General features: G+C 29.4%; 18 protein-coding genes. 13 read left to right on the plus strand and 5 right to left on the minus strand.

What is annotated here, in order from left to right:
- The first annotated feature begins 71 nt into the window (after nucleotides 1-71).
- Genes BVC87_RS04010 through BVC87_RS04020 form a run of 4 tightly spaced genes read left to right on the plus strand, consistent with a single transcriptional unit; the run spans nucleotide 72 to nucleotide 4,171 of the window.
- Entirely contained in the window at nucleotides 72-1,805 is a 1,734-nt protein-coding gene (locus BVC87_RS04010; RefSeq protein WP_075341071.1) for a hydroxymethylglutaryl-CoA reductase, degradative, read from the plus strand.
- Complete coding sequence (locus tag BVC87_RS23330) at nucleotides 1,805-1,981, plus strand: hypothetical protein (RefSeq protein ID WP_159439313.1); 177 nt, start codon at nucleotides 1,805-1,807, stop codon at nucleotides 1,979-1,981. The genes BVC87_RS04010 and BVC87_RS23330 overlap by 1 nt, the downstream gene beginning before the upstream one ends.
- 46 nt (nucleotides 1,982-2,027) lie before the next feature.
- Nucleotides 2,028-2,957, plus strand: coding sequence for a GYDIA family GHMP kinase (locus BVC87_RS04015; protein WP_075341072.1), 930 nt, complete (start codon nucleotides 2,028-2,030; stop codon nucleotides 2,955-2,957).
- A complete protein-coding gene (locus tag BVC87_RS04020) occupies nucleotides 2,954-4,171 on the plus strand; it encodes a BaiN/RdsA family NAD(P)/FAD-dependent oxidoreductase (RefSeq protein WP_075341073.1) in 1,218 nt (405 codons plus the stop codon). Before BVC87_RS04015 ends, BVC87_RS04020 begins: the two co-directional genes overlap by 4 nt.
- 4 nt (nucleotides 4,172-4,175) lie before the next feature.
- Here BVC87_RS04020 and BVC87_RS04025 read toward each other — a convergent pair whose 3' ends face one another.
- The 3 genes from BVC87_RS04025 to BVC87_RS04035 all read right to left on the minus strand — a co-directional run bounded on the left by BVC87_RS04025 (nucleotide 4,176) and on the right by BVC87_RS04035 (nucleotide 6,083).
- Nucleotides 4,176-5,027 carry a CPBP family intramembrane glutamic endopeptidase gene (locus tag BVC87_RS04025; RefSeq protein ID WP_075341074.1) on the minus strand — a complete coding sequence of 284 codons (852 nt, stop codon included), beginning with the start codon at nucleotides 5,025-5,027 and terminating at the stop codon, nucleotides 4,176-4,178.
- Between the two features lie 111 nt (nucleotides 5,028-5,138).
- Nucleotides 5,139-5,441: a hypothetical protein gene (locus BVC87_RS04030; protein ID WP_075341075.1), complete on the minus strand. Its 303-nt coding sequence runs from the start codon at nucleotides 5,439-5,441 to the stop codon at nucleotides 5,139-5,141.
- An 18-nt stretch (nucleotides 5,442-5,459) separates the two neighbouring features.
- A complete protein-coding gene (locus BVC87_RS04035; protein ID WP_075341076.1) occupies nucleotides 5,460-6,083 on the minus strand; it encodes a hypothetical protein in 624 nt (207 codons plus the stop codon).
- A gap of 114 nt (nucleotides 6,084-6,197) precedes the next feature.
- On the opposite strand from BVC87_RS04035, the gene BVC87_RS04040 reads away from it, so the two are divergent.
- Nucleotides 6,198-6,965 carry a sterol desaturase family protein gene (locus BVC87_RS04040; RefSeq protein ID WP_075341077.1) on the plus strand — a complete coding sequence of 256 codons (768 nt, stop codon included), beginning with the start codon at nucleotides 6,198-6,200 and terminating at the stop codon, nucleotides 6,963-6,965.
- Here BVC87_RS04040 and BVC87_RS04045 read toward each other — a convergent pair.
- Entirely contained in the window at nucleotides 6,962-7,198 is a 237-nt protein-coding gene (locus BVC87_RS04045) for a hypothetical protein (protein ID WP_075341078.1), read from the minus strand. The two genes, BVC87_RS04040 and BVC87_RS04045, sit on opposite strands and share 4 nt — an antisense overlap.
- A 233-nt stretch (nucleotides 7,199-7,431) precedes the next feature.
- On the minus strand, nucleotides 7,432-7,797 hold the full coding sequence (locus BVC87_RS04050) for a MotA/TolQ/ExbB proton channel family protein (protein ID WP_075341079.1): 366 nt from the start codon (nucleotides 7,795-7,797) through the stop codon (nucleotides 7,432-7,434).
- Between the two features lie 164 nt (nucleotides 7,798-7,961).
- On the opposite strand from BVC87_RS04050, the gene BVC87_RS04055 reads away from it, so the two are divergent.
- The 8 genes from BVC87_RS04055 to BVC87_RS04090 are packed head-to-tail and all read left to right on the plus strand — an operon-like array spanning nucleotide 7,962 to nucleotide 14,583.
- A complete protein-coding gene (locus BVC87_RS04055; RefSeq protein ID WP_234974629.1) occupies nucleotides 7,962-9,059 on the plus strand; it encodes a sensor histidine kinase in 1,098 nt (365 codons plus the stop codon).
- Nucleotides 9,049-9,756 carry a LytR/AlgR family response regulator transcription factor gene (locus tag BVC87_RS04060; protein WP_075341080.1) on the plus strand — a complete coding sequence of 236 codons (708 nt, stop codon included), beginning with the start codon at nucleotides 9,049-9,051 and terminating at the stop codon, nucleotides 9,754-9,756. Before BVC87_RS04055 ends, BVC87_RS04060 begins: the two co-directional genes overlap by 11 nt.
- A 34-nt stretch (nucleotides 9,757-9,790) precedes the next feature.
- Entirely contained in the window at nucleotides 9,791-10,879 is a 1,089-nt protein-coding gene (locus BVC87_RS04065) for a diphosphomevalonate/mevalonate 3,5-bisphosphate decarboxylase family protein (RefSeq protein ID WP_075341081.1), read from the plus strand.
- A 1-nt stretch (nucleotide 10,880) separates the two neighbouring features.
- Complete coding sequence (locus tag BVC87_RS04070) at nucleotides 10,881-11,369, plus strand: toxin-antitoxin system YwqK family antitoxin (RefSeq protein WP_159439314.1); 489 nt, start codon at nucleotides 10,881-10,883, stop codon at nucleotides 11,367-11,369.
- A 37-nt stretch (nucleotides 11,370-11,406) separates the two neighbouring features.
- A complete protein-coding gene (locus BVC87_RS04075) occupies nucleotides 11,407-12,333 on the plus strand; it encodes a mevalonate kinase family protein (RefSeq protein ID WP_075341083.1) in 927 nt (308 codons plus the stop codon).
- Nucleotides 12,334-12,338: 5 nt separating this feature from the next.
- Nucleotides 12,339-13,259, plus strand: coding sequence for a geranylgeranylglycerol-phosphate geranylgeranyltransferase (locus BVC87_RS04080; RefSeq protein WP_075341084.1), 921 nt, complete (start codon nucleotides 12,339-12,341; stop codon nucleotides 13,257-13,259).
- A gap of 46 nt (nucleotides 13,260-13,305) precedes the next feature.
- Entirely contained in the window at nucleotides 13,306-14,127 is an 822-nt protein-coding gene (locus BVC87_RS04085) for a pseudouridine synthase (RefSeq protein ID WP_075341085.1), read from the plus strand.
- Entirely contained in the window at nucleotides 14,128-14,583 is a 456-nt protein-coding gene (locus BVC87_RS04090) for a GAF domain-containing protein (protein ID WP_075341086.1), read from the plus strand. It begins immediately after the preceding gene.
- Nucleotides 14,584-14,784 lie beyond the last annotated feature (201 nt).

The raw sequence follows: 14,784 nt of genomic DNA on the forward strand, positions 1-14,784 counted from the left end.
AGAAAACTACTTTTCTAAAACCTGATTTAAAGGAAAGAAGTATCTTTGTTTCGTTATTTAAAATAAGATGAATGTCTAAGATTATTTCTGGATTCTCAAAGCTAACTAAAGAGGAAAAAATTGATTGGTTAGCTGAAAACTACTTCAACAATCAGCCTGAAATTATTCAAACTATAAAGCAATATTGGAATGTTGATGAAAAGCTACAACAGCTTCATGATGATTTTATAGAAAATACCATTTCTAATTTCTATATGCCTTATGGGGTTGCTCCTAACTTTATTATAAATGGTAGAGAGTATGTTATACCTATGGTGGTTGAAGAAAGCTCTGTAGTTGCTGCTGCTGCTAAAGTAGCTAAATATTGGAGTACCCGAGGTGGTTTTAAAACAGAAGTAATTTCTACTACTAAAATTGGACAAGTTCATTTTTTATTTGCTGGAGAAAAACAAGAGTTAGAAGAGTATTTCAATCAAAATAAAACCGAATTATATGCAGCTACTGCTTCCATCACTAAAAATATGGAAAAACGTGGTGGTGGGATTTTAGATATTGTATTGGTTGACAAAACCGATGATTTAGAAGATTATTATCAACTTCATGTTACGTTTGAAACTAAAGATAGTATGGGTGCGAATTTTATTAATTCTTGCTTAGAAGCTATCGCTAAACAGTTTCAAAGAGAAGACATAGAAATCATCATGAGTATTTTATCAAATTATGTCCCTGAGTGTTTGGTAAGAGCAGAAGTAAGCTGTCCTATTGAAGAATTGGGAGGTGAAAATCCTGAGAAATTTGCTTATAAATTTGAGCAAGCTGTTAAAATTGCAGAAATAGAACCTTATAGAGCGGTAACGCATAATAAAGGTATAATGAATGGTATTGATGCTGTTGTTTTAGCTACTGGTAATGATTTTAGAGCTATTGAATCTGGAGCACATTCTTATGCCGCACGTAATGGTAAATACTCTAGTTTAACACATTGTGAAGTAAAAGATAACATTTTTAGGTTTTGGATTGAAATCCCATTGGCTTTGGGAACTGTTGGTGGTTTAACAGCATTACACCCAATGGCGAAGTTGTCTTTAGATATGATGCAAAAACCAAACGCAAGAGAATTAATGCAAATTATAGCTTCTGCTGGTTTAGCTCAAAATTTTGCTGCATTGAAAGCATTAACAACTAAAGGTATTCAGCATGGACATATGAAAATGCACTTAATGAATATTTTAAATCAACATAATGCCACTCCAGAAGAAAAAGAGGAAATCAGTATTTATTTTGAAAATAGAACGGTTTCTCATAGCGCTGTTGTTGAAAAGATAAATGCATTAAGAAAGCCTAAAGTACCTTGGATTGATTTTTCTAATGAGCATACGGTTCGTACACAATTGAATACACTTTCTAAAAGTAGTACTCCTATATTTGGTAGCATGAACGCGCAACAAATGATAGAACATTTGAGTGCTGTAACTCAGATTGCTAATGGTAATTGGAACGTAGATGTTTTTGTTGAAGATGAAAAAGCAGCAAGACGTAGGCCCTTTTTAAACACAGATAATGAATTAACTCTTGGTTTCAGACCTTCTTTTTTGTCTGATAATCCTGTTCCTGAAAAATTCAACTCAATACCTGATGCTATTGATGATTTAATAGAACAAGTGCAATTGTTTTTTAACGTTTTTGAAAAAGATCCGAGTAGGACTGTTGTTCATCCTTTTTTCGGAGAATTGAATTTTGATTACTGGAAAAAGTTTCAAGTAAAACATTTTACACATCATTTTAAACAATTTGGATTGGTATAATGAGTAAATCACTAGAAAACTTTATAATTGGGTTAGGAACTGCATCTATCTTTTTTGCTATTTATGGAATCTTTAGAGGAGATGAATTTATAGACGCTTTAAGTGGAATAATTATTGGAGCAAGTTTAATTGGTGCTATATTCATTGAACATAATAAGAAGAAAAACAAGAAATAGAAACCGCCTAAATTCATAATCGATTCAGTTCGATTTTACAAATAGTTTGGAAAAATATTACAGCAACGGAAAATTATTACTAACTGGAGAATATCTGGTTTTAGATGGAGCAAAAGCTTTAGCCATTCCAACCAGTTATGGTCAAGATTTAACGATTACTCCTATTGATCAACCTGAATTAATATGGGGAAGTTTTACAGATGAAGGTGAATGTTGGTTTGAAGCTGCATTTAGTTTACCAAAATTACGTTTAACTTCTGCTTCTTTTAATTCTGATAAAGAAGGAAGTTCTGAAACTATTGCTGAAACATTACAAAATATTCTACAAGAAGCAAGAAAGTTGAACCCTGATTTTTTACAAACCGAAAAAGGTTATGTCGTAAAAACATCGCTAACTTTTCCTCAAAATTGGGGGTTAGGGAGTTCTTCTACTTTAATTAACAATATAGCATCTTGGGCAAATGTGAATGCCTTTGATTTATTATGGAATGCTTTTTCTGGTAGTGGGTATGATATTGCTTGTGCACAACATAACTCTTCTATTTTCTATCAACTTGACAATAAAAAACCAATCGTAGAAACTACTAGCTTCTCTCCTACTTTTTCTGATCAATTGTACTTTGTATTTTTAAATCAGAAGCAAAATAGTAGAGAAGGTATAAAAAGATACAAAGAGAAACGTGAAAAAATAAAAGATGAACATCTTTTGATTTCTAAAATTTCTGAGGATTTAATAGTAACCAACAACATTTCGGATTTCGAGAATTTAATCACTACTCATGAAGATATCATCTCTTCCATTATAGAACTACCGAAAGTAAAAGACCACTTATTTCCTGACTATTTTGGAGCTATTAAAAGCTTAGGTGCTTGGGGAGGCGATTTTGTTTTGGCAACTGGTAATGAAAACACTATTGATTACTTTAACGCTAAAGGTTACCATACTGTAATTCCTTATCACAAAATGGCATTATGAATAAAGTTATAATTATAGGTGGTGGCGCAGCTGGTTTTTTTACAGCAATTAACGCTAAAGAACAAAATCCTGATTTAGATATTACTATTCTTGAAAAAGGTAAAGATGTATTACAAAAAGTAAAAATCTCTGGTGGTGGACGTTGTAATGTAACTCATGCTTGTTTTGAGCCTAAAGAATTGGTGAAATTTTATCCAAGAGGAAAAAAAGAACTCTTAGGTCCTTTCCATCAATTTATGACTGGCGATACTTTTGAATGGTTTGAAAATCGAGGTGTTCCTTTAAAAATTGAAGCAGACAACAGAGTATTTCCTGAAGCAAATACCTCACAGGCTATTATTGATTGCTTTCAAAAAGCAGTTAAAAAACTACATATAAAAGTGTTAACAAGCCAAAATGTAGTTTCGTTTTATCAACAAAATGAAAACTGGGTTATTAACACCAAAGATCAAGAGTTTATTGCCAATAAATTAGTGATTGCTGCGGGAAGTAGTAAAAAGATTTGGGATCTTGCACATAAATTGGGCCATACAATCATTAATACCGTTCCTTCATTATTCACCTTTAATATTAAAGATGAAAGAATTACAGATTTAGGTGGTATAGCAGTTCCTAATGCTACTGTAAAAATCTCAGATACTAAATTAGAAAATTACGGACCTCTTCTTATTACACATTGGGGATTAAGCGGACCGGCAGTACTTAAACTTTCTGCTTTTGGGGCTAGAATTTTAGCTGAAAAGGAATATCGTTATAAAGTAGTTGTAAATTGGATATCTAAATCTTCAGAAGAAATACTCAACAACCTCAACGAGCTTAAAAAAGCGAATGCAAAAAAACAAATTGGGTTAAAATCGCCATTTTCAGAAATTCCAAGACGTTTATGGGAGCGTTTACTACAAGCTTCTAAAATAAATGTACAACAAAATTGGGCTAACTTAACCAAAGGCCAGGTTTTAGATTTAACAAATCAATTGACTAATGCTACTTTTTCTGCTGAAGGAAAATCTACTTTTAAAGAAGAGTTTGTCACTGCTGGTGGAATTGATTTAAAAGAAATTAACTTTAAACGTTTTGAAAGTAAACTTCATAAAAATTTGTTCTTTGTTGGTGAAATTCTAAATATTGATGCTGTTACTGGTGGCTTCAATTTTCAAAATGCTTGGACAGGTGGTTATATTTGCGCAAATGCTATAAGCAATAACGACATATAGAAATTTACTTTTTATATGGTATTATTTTGCTTTCTTTTACTGAAAGGTAGAAAAAGACAATACACACAATAAGTAATAAAAAGATAGACAAAATAGAATCTTCTATCCCATAATTAATAGTTCCTGTTATCAACTTGGGACCAGTAAATTCAGCTTTAAATACAGATCCTACACTATCTATTCCTGATAAATTTGAGCCATAAAAAGGTTGTGCAAAATTCCATCCTAAGTGAAATGCAAATGGCAACCAAATTCTTTTGGAATAGGTATACATAATTCCATGAGCAAATCCAAAAAGCAAACCTAAAACAACTGATAAAACAGTTACATTATCATTAAAAATATGCGGTAATTCAAATACAACCGAAATGATTGCTAAAGCAATATAAGTTCCTATCCAATTCTCTAAAATCCTGTATAAAATGGCTCTAAAAAAAATCTCTTCTATAAGCGCTGCTATAACAAGAAATGAAAAACTTCCTAAAAAATAAGTAAAACCCGAAAAGCTGAGTATTTTATAATAGCCTAACAAGTGTAAAATTAGAATTACAATGGACAATATGAAGAAACCCAATAAAAAACCGCCGCCTAATTCACTAAATAGATATTTTCGAGATAATTCTGTAATCTTTCTTTTTTCATAGAATTGAAATAAATAATAGTACGTTGTTAATAAAACTGCAACTGACACATAATTAATTATGAGATCTGATATTTCTTTGGATACAATAAGGCTTTGAAATATTGGTTTCGAAATAAAATTTTGAAAACCAATTAACACCAACAAACATATTCCAATACCAAGAACAATTCTAGTAATAGGATAGTTTACAATTTTTTTAAGCTTCTCATTCATATATATTCAATGTAATAAAACTAAAGCAATATACATAATTGATATTACTCTCTCCCTTATTCTTTCAACACTTGTGTTAAAGTTTTGGTTATTTTTTTGTAACCTGATCAGTTATTCTTCCTCCCCTTCGTCTTCGGATTCATAGCAATTGAAAATCATAGTATAGCCATATTCTTTAGCTTCTTCAAAAAATTGTTTTTGCTCTTCATCTAATTCTGTAGCATTTTCAATTTCAAAAAACTCATCGTCTATATTTTCAACCTTCCATCCTTCATCTTCAGTATAAAACTTTGCCAGTTGTATGGCTCCTTCTGCATCTACATAATCAACATAAACGCTTACATAAGCTCCAATTACTTTTCCAAAATATTCAGATGTAGACTCAGGAATTGCGTGTAAATTTATTAAGAACATTTTTTTATTTTTAAAAGATTAGTAATTCATTACTGTACCATAATACAACAATTGAAATGTCTGTACATCAAGCAATAAATAATTCATTGACATCATCATTCCATAGTTTGTTTTATCATAGAAAAGATAATGAAAATAAGAGAGTTTTTGTTCATTATGATCATAAAAATCTGAACTAGTTTTCAACTTCTCCTCAGAATAATTTTCTAACTGAGACAACCTATGAACATTAATTCTTAGTGAATAATTATAAAGACTATCAATTTTTATTTTTAGTTGTTTTCCTTTTTCTGTTAGATCTCCTTGATAATCAAAAATAACCTTTTCGTAATGGTCTTCATCTAATAATTCATAAAGTACACGTTCACTATTTACTTCGTTTTGAATACCTGAAATATATTTGATCACATTAGTAGACAACCTATTTAATTCTCCAATCATAACTTTAGTTTTCTGAAACATTAAAGGCTTTTCTTCAGCTTGCTTCTCAAAAAACTCAGTTCTTCCTTCTATGATTTCATTATTCATATCTATAGTTTGCTGAAGAGAGTAATGCGCAGTATTAGAAACAAGCCTATGCTGTGCATAACTATTGATTTGCAGTAAAAGAATGATTAGTAAGGTTGATTTATTGGTATACATGAACAATATTAAAGATGAAAGATACAATATTTTATTAGACAAATTATAGATTAATTACTTACAATCTATAATGCAAAGTTTTGAATAAAAGTTTAATTATTATACATTTAAAACATGATTGCGGCAGATACATTTATAGAGTTTTGGTCTAAGGGAACTTATAAAATTCTAATTAGATACTTAATAACGGCTAGTTTGGCTTTTATTTCGTTCTATTTTATGTTTAAAAACATTTTTTGGTTTAGAAAAATTCAAAAGAAACTTCCTAAAAGAAAAGATTACAAACGAGATATTATCTATTCTTTAATTTCTGTTTCTATTTTCGGAACAGTTTCACTGATTATATTTTATTATCTATTTTCTTATACCAATATCTACAGAAATTTTAATCAATACGGAGTTTTATACTATATTTTCAGTTGGATTTGGATGCTTTTCTTGCACGACACCTATTTTTATTGGATGCATCGAATGATGCATCACCCTAAACTATATAGAAAAGTACATTTAATTCATCATAAATCTACCAATCCATCACCTTGGACAGCTTATGCTTTTCATCCTTTTGAAGCTTTTTTAGAAGCTTTAATTGCTCCTTTGATAGCATTTACATTACCCGTACACATTTCTGCTTTTGGACTATTTTTCTTATTCCAAATTATCTACAATGTATATGGACATTTAGGGTTTGAATTATACCCAAAAGGATTCCACAAAACTCTAATTGGAAAATGGATAAATACTTCTACAGCACATAATCTACATCACAAAAAATTTAATGGAAATTATGGATTGTATTTCCTTTTTTGGGATAGAATAATGGGAACAATTCGTGAAGACTACTATAGTACTTTTGAAGAAACTACAGTAAAAACTAATTAATCAGCAAGTTCTCCTCGGTGCGGTTTTAATGCATCTCTGTAAATTTTCATTACAGATTCATCAACTATAACAAAAGCAATAGTATGCATTTCATTCAACTGTTGATGATCTATTTCATAATATGCTAAATTCTCAATTTGAGTAAACTCTTTTAAATGTATACAATGATGTTTTGCTGTTTCTAGAGCATCTGGACCTTTAAAATCCCAAATCAATTTTAGTTTTCTATTCATATCGCAAAAATAACCCATTTCTGATTTAGAAATGGGTTTTAACGCAACTTAACTTCATAAAAAGGACAATAAAGAAATTACGCTTATTTATTATTAATTAAAATCTTATAATTTATAGATAGTAGTTACCTGTTCCAAAAATTGGAATACTTAAAAATGGCTTTCGTTTATATCTAAAGAAATATGGAAATAGTAATGTAAGGTTAAATACTTTTAATTTATTTTTGGTTATGTTATTTCTTAAAGGTCAAACTTAATATACCCAACCTACCTATTAGAAAAACAACCATTCCAAAGACAGGACTTAACAATGCTACTTTTAAACCTCCTGCTAAAATTTCTGGTGAAACTGGACCATGAGCACTAATCGCATCAAAAGCTCCAATTAAACCTAGCATTTGTCCTAAAAATCCCCAGACAAGAGCAAAGAGACTTACATGATGTATTATTTGTTTTAATTTACCAGAGACATCTCCTTTCATGAAGGAATAAATCGTTAATCCTATACAAGTTAAAAACATTAAAAACAATGGATACGTAAAAATTGGTCCTCCTTCATTTAATCTATCAAATAATTGACCTAAAAATAAAAAGTTCATAATTCTAAAATTTAAAAGTTATTATGCTCCAAAAGTATCTCTGATATCTAGTCTTTATTTTTTATTTCGACGTTTTACAAGATTACAAACCAAAACTACTACTTTTTCAAGATAAGCTTTGAATATGCATTCCGTCTCTAAATATTGGAATTTTAGCGCAAATTATGTTGATTTTTCAAAAAAAGAAAGATATTGCAGAGATGAAAAAATATACACCTATTTTTAAATGGATATCCATAACTGCAATACATTTGATTTTTTGGATTGGAGTATACTTTTTCTTTACCTACTTTTTAGGTTATGGAAGTAAAAACACAGCATACATTAATAAATTCTCTTTATTCCTGATGCCTGTTACCATATGTACAAGTTATTTTTTCTTCTTTTTCCTTATTCCTAATTACTTATTACAAAAAAAGCAAGGTTTATTCATCCTTTATACCATTTACACATTTATTATTAGTTCTTTCTTTATCATCCTTTCTATATTATATGGACTCGTTTTTTGCTATCATTTAACAACAGATAATGCATCTCCACTAACAAAAACGATTCCTTTTATTGTTTTAGGAATTTATTTTATCGTATTAATTGTTATTATGTTAGGATTAGTAATACATAACTATAAATCCGCTTTAAAAAGTGAAGATTTAAAAAGCAAGTTTTTAGAAACTCAATTGCAACTTAAAGAACAAGAGTTAAAGTATTTGAAGATGCAAATTCATCCACATTTCTTATTCAATACATTAAACACATTATATGGCTTTGCCTTAAAAAGATCTCAGAAAACACCTGAAATCATTTTAAAACTTTCTAGTTTATTGGATTACATTTTATATCAGGTAGACAAATCAAAAGTTTCTTTACAAAACGAGATAAATCATATTCAAAATTATATAGAACTAGAAAAAATAAGATTTCAAGATAGTTTAGAAGTTCATTTTCATAAAGAAGAAATTGATCCTAAAATTGAGGTCCCTCCTATGCTTTTTTTACCTTTTATTGAAAACGCTTTTAAGCACGGTATTCCTATACATGGTAAGCTTATGGTAGATATTATAGTACATATTAAACAGGGTTCCATCCATTTTTCAGTGGTAAACTCTTCTGGAAAAACTAAGCAACATCATGGAGGCATTGGATTAGCTAATCTTAAACAGCGATTACACATGTTATATAAAGATAATGCTACCCTAATCATTTCTGAACTTGACAATAAATTCCATGTCGAATTAAAAATTCCGATCAAAAATGAATCATAAACTCAAATGTGTTGTGGTTGATGATGAACCCGTAGCAAGAGAAATATTAGAAACATATATTGATAAAACACCTAATCTAGAATTGATAGGTACCTTTAATAATGCCATTGATGTAATTCAGTTTTTGAAACAAAATACTATAGATTTATTTTTTTTAGACATAAATATGCCGGAAATTAACGGAGTCAGTTTAGCTAAAATTATTAATAAGCAGTCTCATATTATTTTCACTACAGCCTATAGAGATTATGCAATAGATGGTTTTGATTTAGATGTCATTGACTACTTACTAAAGCCAATTGCTTTTGATCGATTTATTCAAGCTATACAAAAAGTACCAACAGATAGTATACCACAACAAAATTCTAACCCTCAAAAAAAACAAGAAGACTTCTTTTTTGTAAGACATGAGAGAAAAATGGTTAAAATTAATTTTGATGAAATACAATACATTGAAAGTATGAGTGATTACATCAAAATTCACCTGAATGAAAAAACTATTATTACTAGAGAAACTATAAGTAATATTGAAAACAGACTCCCAAAATCAAACTTTTTAAGAGTCCATCGATCTTTTATTGTATCTATAAAATGTATAGAAGCCTATACGAATGAATATGTAGAAGTAAATAGAAAATCCATTCCTATAAGTAGAAATTATAAAGAAACTGTTTTACAAAAATTGGTCGATATCTAAGTGAAGTTCTATCTTTACACAAAATTTTAGAACTTTGGGAACCAATACTACTTCTTTTATTCCGAAAAATTTAGATTATTCAATAGACAAGTTAACTACTGAATGGCAAACACCAAGTAACATTGCATTGGTAAAATATTGGGGAAAAACCAATCCACAACTACCTAAAAATGCATCTATTAGTTTTACACTGAGTAATTGTCATACTACAACAAAAATTGAGTTTTCTAAACATCAAAAACTAGAAACTCCTGAATTTGAATTATTTTTTGAAGGTAAAAAGAAAGATGATTTTAAACCTAAAATCGCAACATTTTTCAATCGAATAGCAACCTATTGTCCTTATGTATTGGAATATAAAATGGTAATCTATTCCGAAAATTCTTTTCCTCATAGTAGTGGAATTGCTTCTTCTGCAAGCGGAATGAGTGCTATTGCAATGTGTTTAATGAGTTTAGAAAAGCAACTAAACCCAACAATTTCACAAGACTTTTTCAATCAAAAGGCATCTTTTTTAGCACGTTTAGGTTCTGGAAGTGCCAGTAGAAGTATTGAAGGTCCTTTGGTTATTTGGGGAGAACATGCAGATTTCAAAGAAAGCTCTGATCTATTTGGAATTCCTTTTCCTTATGATATTCATCCTATTTTTCAAAATTACCAAGACACTATCCTTTTAGTAGATAAAGGTGAAAAACAAGTATCTAGCACTGTAGGTCATAATTTAATGATTGATCATCCGTATGCTGAGAATCGTTTTAAGCAGGCTAATGATAATTTGAGTAAATTATCTAAAATTTTACAAAAAGGCGATAGTAAAGCTTTTATCAACCTAGTAGAAAGTGAAGCTTTAACATTACACGCCATGATGATGACTAGTAATTCTTATTTTATTTTAATGAAACCTAACACATTAAAAGTAATTAACGAAATTTGGAACTACAGGAATGAAACTAATAGTACAGTTTGTTTTACACTAGATGCTGGGGCTAACGTGCATTTATTATATCCTGAAAGTGAAACAAAAGAAATCCATTCTTTTATAGAAAATAAATTAGCAAAATACTGTCAAAATGGTCAATACATTCATGATCATTCAGGAAATGGAGCTAAAAATCTTTACTAAAATGACAATTAAATCCATTACATTCTTATTTCTTTTTTTAACCAGTTTTGTGTATTCACAACAAAAAATTTGGTTAGATCTAAACGGAAATCAAACCTCTAGAGAAAAAGCATTATATTATAGAGGATATCCTAAAAAAGTAAAAAAAGGATACTGGATAATTACTTATTACAAAAACGGGAAAAAGTATAAAGAAGGTTTTAGTACAGAGAAAAATGTTGGTCTAGAATTCTACCATGGTATAGTTAAATTTTATTATAAAAATGGAAACTTATTGAAAAAGGTAGGCTATAAAAACAATGTTTTGCATGGTATTCAAAGAGAATACTTTGAATCTGGGGAATTAAAAACACTCTTTAAATTTAAAAATGGGAAAGAAGATGGAGTTTGGAAAAGCTTTCATAAAAGCGGTAAAATAAAAACTAAAGGAAAATATAAAGACGGAGAAAAGGTTGGTGTTTGGAAAACCTTTTATAAGAATGTTTATTAAATAATAAGTATCTTTGTAATTAAAGATAAACTTTGAAATGAAAGGACCTCTATTTTATGCCAAAATATTATTATTTGGAGAATATGGCATCATAAAAGATTCGAAAGGATTAGCTATACCATATAATTCTTACAAAGGAGCATTAAAAGTTTCTAAAAACTTATCTGGTCAAGCTCTTAAGTCTAATGGGTATTTACGTGAGTTTTACAAGTATTTATCAACTTTAAAAACTGATCTAGTCACTTTCAATTTAAGTGAAATAGAAAAAGATATTGAATCAGGAATGTATTTTGATTCTTCTATACCTCAAGGTTATGGAATTGGAAGTTCTGGTGCTTTAGTAGCCTCTATTTATGATAAATATGCTACTGATAAAATTACAGTTCTTGAAAATTTAACCCGTGATAAACTATTAAAATTAAAAGAAGTTTTCTCTTTAATGGAATCTTTCTTTCATGGAAAAAGTTCTGGTTTAGATCCATTAAATTCATATTTAAGTTTACCAATACTTATCAATTCAAAAGAAAATATAGAAGCTACAGGAATTCCTTCACAAAAAGAAGGAAAAGGTGCAGTTTTCTTATTAGATTCTGAGCAAGTTGGTGAAACAGAACCTATGGTATCATTATTCATGAATAAAATGAAGAATGAAGGTTTTAGAAAAATGTTAAACGAAGAGTTTGTTACATATACAGATGCCTGTATTGACGACTTTTTAAAAGGAAATGTAAAGTCTTTATTTAAAAACGTAAAGCAACTATCTAAAGTGGTATTAACCAACTTTAAACCGATGATACCAAATGCTTTTCATAAAGTATGGGAAAACGGAATTCAAACTAATGATTACTATTTAAAACTTTGCGGATCAGGCGGAGGTGGATATATCTTAGGTTTTACTGAAGATTACGAAAGAGCAAAACAAAGTTTAAAAGATTATAAATTAGAACTAGTATATAGATTTTAACCTCTATGAATCTTAAGTTTTACAACAGCCCCGTATTGGTAAAACTATTAAGTCTATTATCTGTTGTAAGAGGATATAATATTTTAGTATTAATAGCTGCACAATATCTTGCGGCTATTTTTATTTTCTCTGAAAAAAAATCAGTAAGACATGTCTTACTAGATTGGCACTTATTATACTTAGTGTTAGCAACAGTATGTGTAATTGCTTCAGGATATATTATTAATAATTTTTATGATGTAAAAGCTGATAGAATTAACAAACCTATAAAAGCTAATTTAGATGATTATATAAAGCAAGAAACCAAACTTTCTTTATATTTTCTATTAAACTTTATAGCATTCGCATTTGGATGTTTAGTTTCATGGAGAGCTGCATTATTTTTCAGTCTATACATTTTTGGTATTTGGCTGTACTCTCATAAATTAAAAAAATATCCTCTTATAGGATTAGTTAGCGTAACTATACTTACCATTCTCCCTTTCTTTGTCATCTTTGTACATTTTAAAAATTTCTCAAAAGTAATTTTTGTACACGCTTTTTTTCTCTTTTTAGTAATCATGGCTAGAGAACTCATTAAAGATTTAGAAAACATTAAAGGAGCTATAGTTAATAACTATAACACATTTCCGGTAGTATATGGTGAAAGAAAAACAAAACAGTTTATTCTTTTACTTTTAATTTTGACATTAGTACCCGTATCAATTTTATTCGATTATCCAGCAATTCAATATATGAAGTATTATTTTTATGTAGCAGGAATAACATTAATACTCACTGGAATATACACATGGAAGTCAACCACAAAACAACAATATCAACGCGTGCATAACGTTTTAAAAATTTTACTATTAATAGGTGTCTTTAGTCTTTTACTGATAGACAGAGCTTTATTATTAGATAAAGTAATTGATCAACTTAATTAAAATCAAATATTTAACCTATATTTGCGCCCGTTTTAAAAAATAAAAAATGAATAATAAAAACTCGTCGAGAGGACGACAAGCTGGCAGAAACAGCAATCCTCGCTTTAAACGTCAATCTCCAGTAAAGAAAACTAACAATAATCAAAAACAAGAAGATTCTTCTGGTGTTAGGCTTAATAAATTTATAGCTAATGCAGGAATCTGTTCAAGAAGAGAAGCTGATACATACATAGAACATGGAAGTGTTACTGTTAATGGTAATCTAGTAACTGAGATGGGATATAAGGTACAGCCTGATGATGAAGTACGTTTTGATGGTAGTTTAATTTCTATGGAAGAAAAAAAATATGTGCTACTTAACAAACCTAAAAATTACATTACCACTATGGAAGATGACCGTGGTAGAAAAACTGTAATGGAACTCATAGGTAATGCGACCAAAGAGCGTATATATCCCGTAGGAAGATTAGATAGGAACACAACAGGATTGTTATTATTTACGAATGATGGAGAATTAGCTAAAAAACTAACTCACCCTAAGCATAATGTACGAAAGTTATATCATGCTTCGTTAGACAAAAAATTATCATTATCTGATTTGGATAAATTAAGAGGAGATGTAGTTATTGAAGGTCGCAAAGTTTTCATTGATGCTGTATCTTATGTAACAGGAGAAAAGAAAACAGAAGTAGGTATTGAAATTCATTCAGGTAGAAATAGAATTGTTCGTAAAATATTTGAACATTTTGGATACCATGTTGTAAAATTAGATCGTGTAATTTTTGCGGGATTAACCAAGAAGAATCTACCTAGAGGTAGATGGAGAACTTTAACACAACAAGAAGTTAACAACTTAAAAATGTTATAAATGAATATTGAAAATTTAAAAAATCAAGTAGATACTATTTTAAATAATGAAACAACTAGTATTGAAAATAAACTTCAAGCAATTTGTGATTACTTAAAAGGAGAAGTATCTTATTATGATTGGGTTGGTTTTTATTTTAAAAATGGCAACAAAGAAGAATTAAAATTAGCTCAATTTGCTGGTGAGCCTACTGAACATACTATAATTCCTTTTGGTAAAGGAATATGTGGACAAGTGGCTGTTAGCAATGAAAATTTTGTAGTACAAGATGTTTCTGAGCAAGACAACTATATTTCTTGCGGTTGGAAAGTAAAATCTGAGATTGTAATTCCAATTTTTGTTGACGGAGAAAACATAGGTCAAATAGACATTGATTCACATACAGTTAATCCTTTTTCTAAAGACGATGAAGACTTATTAGAATACATATGTAAAAAAATCGCTACATTTTTGTAAAAAAATCTATAAATCCTTGGTTATATGGTTTTTTTGTATAAATTTGTTAAAAGTTATTAACATTTTTTTTACAAACTCAAAATCCCCTAAAGATGAGTAAAAACATCCCTAGTTATGAAGGCTTAGGTAAAAACACCGAAGCTGGAAAGTTGACTTTGCTGGAAAAAATTGCCCTTTGGGTTAGAGATTTCCTCGAAAATG

The organism is Tenacibaculum agarivorans, from assembly GCF_001936575.1.
GTDB lineage: Bacteria > Bacteroidota > Bacteroidia > Flavobacteriales > Flavobacteriaceae > Polaribacter > Polaribacter agarivorans.

Coding starts and splice junctions, on each gene's coding strand:
- BVC87_RS04010 (WP_075341071.1), top strand. CDS start 72: ATGTCTAAGATTATTTCTGGATTCTCAAAGCTAACTAAAGAGGAAAAA.
- BVC87_RS23330 (WP_159439313.1), top strand. CDS start 1,805: ATGAGTAAATCACTAGAAAACTTTATAATTGGGTTAGGAACTGCATCT.
- BVC87_RS04020 (WP_075341073.1), top strand. CDS start 2,954: ATGAATAAAGTTATAATTATAGGTGGTGGCGCAGCTGGTTTTTTTACA.
- BVC87_RS04025 (WP_075341074.1), bottom strand. CDS start 5,027: ATGAATGAGAAGCTTAAAAAAATTGTAAACTATCCTATTACTAGAATT.
- BVC87_RS04030 (WP_075341075.1), bottom strand. CDS start 5,441: ATGTTCTTAATAAATTTACACGCAATTCCTGAGTCTACATCTGAATAT.
- BVC87_RS04035 (WP_075341076.1), bottom strand. CDS start 6,083: ATGTATACCAATAAATCAACCTTACTAATCATTCTTTTACTGCAAATC.
- BVC87_RS04040 (WP_075341077.1), top strand. CDS start 6,198: ATGATTGCGGCAGATACATTTATAGAGTTTTGGTCTAAGGGAACTTAT.
- BVC87_RS04045 (WP_075341078.1), bottom strand. CDS start 7,198: ATGAATAGAAAACTAAAATTGATTTGGGATTTTAAAGGTCCAGATGCT.
- BVC87_RS04050 (WP_075341079.1), bottom strand. CDS start 7,797: ATGAACTTTTTATTTTTAGGTCAATTATTTGATAGATTAAATGAAGGA.
- BVC87_RS04055 (WP_234974629.1), top strand. CDS start 7,962: ATGTTGATTTTTCAAAAAAAGAAAGATATTGCAGAGATGAAAAAATAT.
- BVC87_RS04060 (WP_075341080.1), top strand. CDS start 9,049: ATGAATCATAAACTCAAATGTGTTGTGGTTGATGATGAACCCGTAGCA.
- BVC87_RS04070 (WP_159439314.1), top strand. CDS start 10,881: ATGACAATTAAATCCATTACATTCTTATTTCTTTTTTTAACCAGTTTT.
- BVC87_RS04075 (WP_075341083.1), top strand. CDS start 11,407: ATGAAAGGACCTCTATTTTATGCCAAAATATTATTATTTGGAGAATAT.
- BVC87_RS04080 (WP_075341084.1), top strand. CDS start 12,339: ATGAATCTTAAGTTTTACAACAGCCCCGTATTGGTAAAACTATTAAGT.
- BVC87_RS04085 (WP_075341085.1), top strand. CDS start 13,306: ATGAATAATAAAAACTCGTCGAGAGGACGACAAGCTGGCAGAAACAGC.
- BVC87_RS04090 (WP_075341086.1), top strand. CDS start 14,128: ATGAATATTGAAAATTTAAAAAATCAAGTAGATACTATTTTAAATAAT.